The 5,079-nt window shown below is 64.2% G+C and carries 1 protein-coding gene; it reads left to right on the forward strand.

Annotated features, from left to right (window positions below; genetic code table 11):
- Nucleotides 1-5,079: non-ribosomal peptide synthetase (locus GIW04_RS27650; RefSeq protein ID WP_236479408.1), on the forward strand; the 5,079-nt coding region annotated here is incomplete at both ends.

Here is a 5,079-nt window from a genome sequence, read left to right on the forward strand (position 1 = left end):
GTGCGCATGTGCATCACCGGTGGCGAAGCCTTGACCGGCGAACACTTGCACCGCATCCGTGCGGCATTCATGCCCCAGCTATTCTTCAACGCCTACGGCCCCACCGAAACCGTGGTGATGCCCCTGGCCAGCCTGGCGCCCGAGCAGTTGGAGGAGGGGGCCGGCAGTGTGCCGATCGGCAGCATCGTCGGCGAGCGCGTGGCCTACATTCTCGACGCCGACTTGGCGCTGGTGCCCCAAGGCGCCAGCGGTGAGCTGTACATCGGTGGCGCCGGCCTGGCTCAGGGTTATCACCAGCGTCCGGGGATGACGGCGGAGCGCTTTGTCGCGGATCCGTTTGCCATCGAGGGCGGGCGTTTATATCGTACCGGCGACCTGGTGCGCCAACGCGCCGATGGCCTGGTGGAGTACCTGGGGCGCATCGACCATCAGGTGAAGATTCGCGGTTTCCGCATCGAACTGGGCGAAATCGAAACACGCTTGCTCGAACATGAAGCTGTGCGCGAAGCAGTGGTGCTGGCCCTGGATGCGCCGAGCGGCAAACAGCTGGTGGCGTACCTGGTCAGCGATGCCGAGCACGCCGCCTTGCGCGACGCGTTGAAGGCGCACCTCAAGGCGCAACTGCCGGACTACATGGTGCCCGCGCATCTGATCGTACTTCAAAGCATGCCACTCACCGCCAACGGCAAGCTCGACCGCCGCGCCTTGCCGGAGCCGGACCCAGAGGCCAATCGCCAAGCCTACGTGGCCCCTCGCAGTGAGCTGGAACACAGCCTGGCCGCCATCTGGTGCGCGGTGCTGAACGTGGAGCAAGTCGGCCTCGACGATAATTTCTTTGAACTGGGCGGCGACTCGATCCTGTCGATCCAGGTGGTGAGCCGTGCGCGCCAGGCCGGGATTCATTTCAGTCCCCGTGACCTGTTCCAGCACCAGACTGTACAAAGCCTGGCGGCCGTGGCGACCCGCTCGGAGCGCGTCATCGCCGAGCAAGGGCTGCTGACCGGTCCTTCGGGCCTCACGCCGATCCAGCACTGGTTCTTCGACACCGACATCCCGGCTCGCCAGCACTGGAACCAGGCGTTGGTGCTCAAGCCACTGCAACTGCTCGATGCCCATCGCCTGGAGCAAGCGCTGCTGGCCGTGCTGGAACACCACGACGCGCTGCGCTTGAGCTTTACCCCGCATGGCGCGCAATGGCATGCCGAGCACTTGGGCGTGCCGGAAGGTGGCGTGCTGCTGCAGGCGCAGGTGCGCGACATGCAGGCGTGCACGGCGTTGTTCACCGACACCCAGCGCAGCCTCGACCTGGCACAGGGGCCGCTGTTGCGCGCCTTGCTGGTGGACGGGCCGCAAGGCCAGCAGCGCTTGCTGATCGCCATCCATCACCTGGTGGTGGACGGCGTGTCGTGGCGCGTCCTGCTGGAAGACCTGCAAAACGTTTATCGCCAACTCAGTGAAGGCCAGTCCGTCAGCCTGCCGGCCAAGACCAGCGCACTGCGCGATTGGGCTGCGCGCTTGCAAGCCTATGCCCACAGTGAGTCCTTGCGCGAAGAGTTGAGCCTGTGGCAAGCGCAATTGGCTGGCCCGGCCGTGGCCTTGCCGGTGCAGCGTCCCCAAGGCGCACGGCGCAATAGCGATGCCGAAACGGTCAGCGTGCGCCTGGATGCCAAGCGCACCCGGCAGTTGCTGCAACAGGCGCCGAGTGCCTATCGCACCCAGGTCAACGACCTGTTGCTGACCGCCCTGGCCCGCGTACTGTGCCGCTGGAGCGGGCAGGCCTCGGCACTGATCCAGCTGGAAGGCCATGGCCGCGAAACCTTGTTCGATGACATCGACCTGACCCGCAGCGTGGGCTGGTTCACCAGTGCCTATCCGTTGCGCCTGACGCCGCAGGCCGAGCAGGGCGACTCGATCAAGGCGATCAAGGAGCAACTGCGTGGTGTGCCCCATAAAGGCTTGGGTTATGGCGTGCTGCGTTACCTGGCCGATGACCTGTGCAAACAGAGCATGGCCGCCTTGCCGAGCGCGCAGATCACCTTCAACTACCTGGGCCAGTTCGACCAGAGTTTCGGCGCTGACGCGTTGTTCCATCCGCTGGAGGAAACCGCCGGTCTGGCCCATGACCCGGATGCGCCGTTGCCCAATGAACTGAGCATCGACAGCCAGGTCTACGGCGGCGAGCTGGTGCTGCGTTGGACGTTCAGCCGTGAGCGTCATGATCAACAGGTGATTCGCGATCTGGCCGAGGCTTACCTGGCCGAATTGCACAGCCTTATCGCCCATTGCCTGCAGGATGATGCCGGCGGCCTCACGCCGTCCGACTTCCCCCTGGCACACCTGACCCAGGTGCAACTGGACGCCTTGCCGGTACCCGCCAGCGCCATCGAAGACGTCTACCCGCTGACCCCGATGCAAGAGGGCCTGCTGCTGCACACCCTGCTGGAGCCGGGCACCGGCCTGTATTACATGCAGGACCGCTACCGCATCAACAGCGCCTTGGACCCGGAGCGTTTTGCCCAGGCCTGGCAAGCGGTGATCGCCCGCCACGAAGCCTTGCGTGCCTCGTTCTGCTGGAACGTCGGCGAAGACATGCTGCAAGTGATCCACAAGCCCGGCAGCACGCCGATTGAGTACCTGGACTGGAGCGCCGACCCGCAGGATGAGCAGGAGCCGCGTCTGCAAGCCTTGCTCAAGGCCGAGCGCGAAGCCGGTTTTGACTTGCTCAACCAGGCGCCTTTCCACTTGCGCCTGATTCGCGTGGGCGAGGCGCGCTACTGGTTCATGATGAGCAACCACCACATCCTGATCGATGCCTGGTGCCGTTCGCTGCTGATGAATGACTTCTTCGATATCTACACAGCCCTGGGCGAAGGCCGCGATGCGCAACTGGCAACGCCGCCGCGCTATCGCGACTACATTGCCTGGCTGCAACGCCAGGACCTCAACGAGGCGCGCCAGTGGTGGCAGCAAAACTTGCAAGGCTTCGAGCGCGCCACGCCGATCCCGAGTGACCGCCCGTTCCTGCGCGAACACGCCGGTGGCAGTGGCGGCATGGTGGTGGGCGACTGCTACACCCGCCTGGATGCCCGCGACGGTGCGCAACTGCGCGAACTGGCCCAGGCGCATCAGCTTACCGTCAACACCTTCGCCCAGGCGGCGTGGGCCCTGGTGCTGCGGCGTTTGAGTGGCGATCGCGACGTGCTGTTCGGTGTCACCGTGGCCGGGCGCCCGGTGGAAATGCCCGAGATGCAACGCACCGTCGGGCTGTTTATCAACAGTATCGCGCTGCGGGTGAAACTGCCCGAGGATGATCAGCCTTGCAGCGTGCGCCAGTGGTTGAGCGCTTTGCTCGACAGTAATATGCAGTTGCGCGAGTACGAGTACCTGCCGCTGGTGACGATCCAGGAACACAGCGAATTGCCCAAGGGCCAGCCGCTGTTCGACAGCCTGTTTGTGTTCGAGAACGCACCGGTGGAAGTCTCGGTGCTGGACCGTGCGCAAAGCCTGAACGCCACCTCGGATTCCGGGCGTACCCACACCAACTTCCCGCTGACTGCCGTGTGCTATCCGGGGGATGACCTCGGTTTGCACCTGTCCTACGACCAGCGTTATTTCGACGAAAGCACCGTGCAAGGCATGCTCGCTGAGTTCAAACGCCTGTTGCTGGCGCTGGTGCAGGGCTTCCATGGCGACATGGCCGAGCTGGCGCTGATGGGCGAGCAGGAGCGTGAGTTTCTCGTGGAAGGCTGTAACCAGAGCGCACATGCCTACCCGCTGGAACGCAGCTATATCGAGTTGTTCGAGGCGCAGGTCGCACAGCATCCGCAACGTATCGCCGCCAGCTGCCTCGATCAGCAATGGAGCTATGACGAGCTGAATCGCCGCAGCAATGGCCTGGGCCACGCGCTGATTGCGGCGGGTGTGGGGCAGGATCAACCGGTGGCGTTGCTGGCTGAACGTGGGTTGGACCTGCTGGGCATGATCATCGGCAGCTTCAAGGCCGGCGCCGGTTACCTGCCGCTGGATCCGGGCCTGCCGGGCTCGCGCCTGAGCCGCATCATCGACCTGAGCCGCACACCCTTGCTGGTATGCACCGAGGCGTGTCGCGAACAGGCCATCGAGTTGCTCGAAGGGGTCGATTGCCAGTTGCTGGTGTGGGAGGAAATCCCTGCCCGTGGCGAAAACCCGGGTATCTACAGCGCCCCGGACAACCTTGCCTACGTGATCTATACCTCGGGTTCCACCGGCTTGCCCAAGGGCGTGATGGTCGAACAGCGCGGCATGCTCAACAATCAACTGAGCAAGGTGCCGTACCTGGACCTGACTGACGCCGATGTGATCGCCCAGACCGCTTCGCAAAGTTTTGATATTTCCGTCTGGCAGTTCCTCGCCGCACCGCTGTTTGGTGCGCGGGTAGATATTGTGCCGAACACCATTGCCCATGATCCGCAAGGGTTGCTGGCGCATGTTCAAGCACAGGGCATCACCGTGCTGGAGAGTGTGCCGTCGCTGATTCAGGGCATGCTGGCCCAGGAGCGTATCAGCCTCGACGGCCTGCGCTGGATGTTGCCGACCGGGGAGGCCATGCCGCCGGAGTTGGCGCACCAGTGGTTGCTGCGCTATCCGCAGATCGGTCTGGTTAACGCGTATGGCCCGGCGGAATGTTCGGATGATGTGGCGTTCTTCCGCGTCGACCTGGCCTCGACCCGTGGTACTTACCTGCCAATTGGTACGCCGACCGACAACAACCGCTTGTACCTGCTCGATGGTGCCTTGGAGTTGGTGCCTCAAGGCGCGGTCGGCGAGTTGTGCGTCGCTGGCATCGGCGTCGGTCGCGGCTATGTCAGCGATCCGCTGCGCACCGCCCAGGTGTTTGTGCCCAACCCCTTCGGCGCGCCTGGCGAGCGGCTCTACCGTACCGGCGACCTGGCACGGCGCCGCAGCGATGGCGTGTTGGAGTATGTCGGGCGTATCGACCACCAGGTGAAGATTCGCGGCTACCGCATCGAGCTGGGTGAAATCGAAGCGCGCCTGCACGAACAACCGCACGTGCGTGACGCGGCGGTGGGTGTGCAAGAG

The organism is Pseudomonas sp. PA-4-8C, from assembly GCF_021606625.1.
Lineage (GTDB): Bacteria > Pseudomonadota > Gammaproteobacteria > Pseudomonadales > Pseudomonadaceae > Aquipseudomonas > Aquipseudomonas lactis.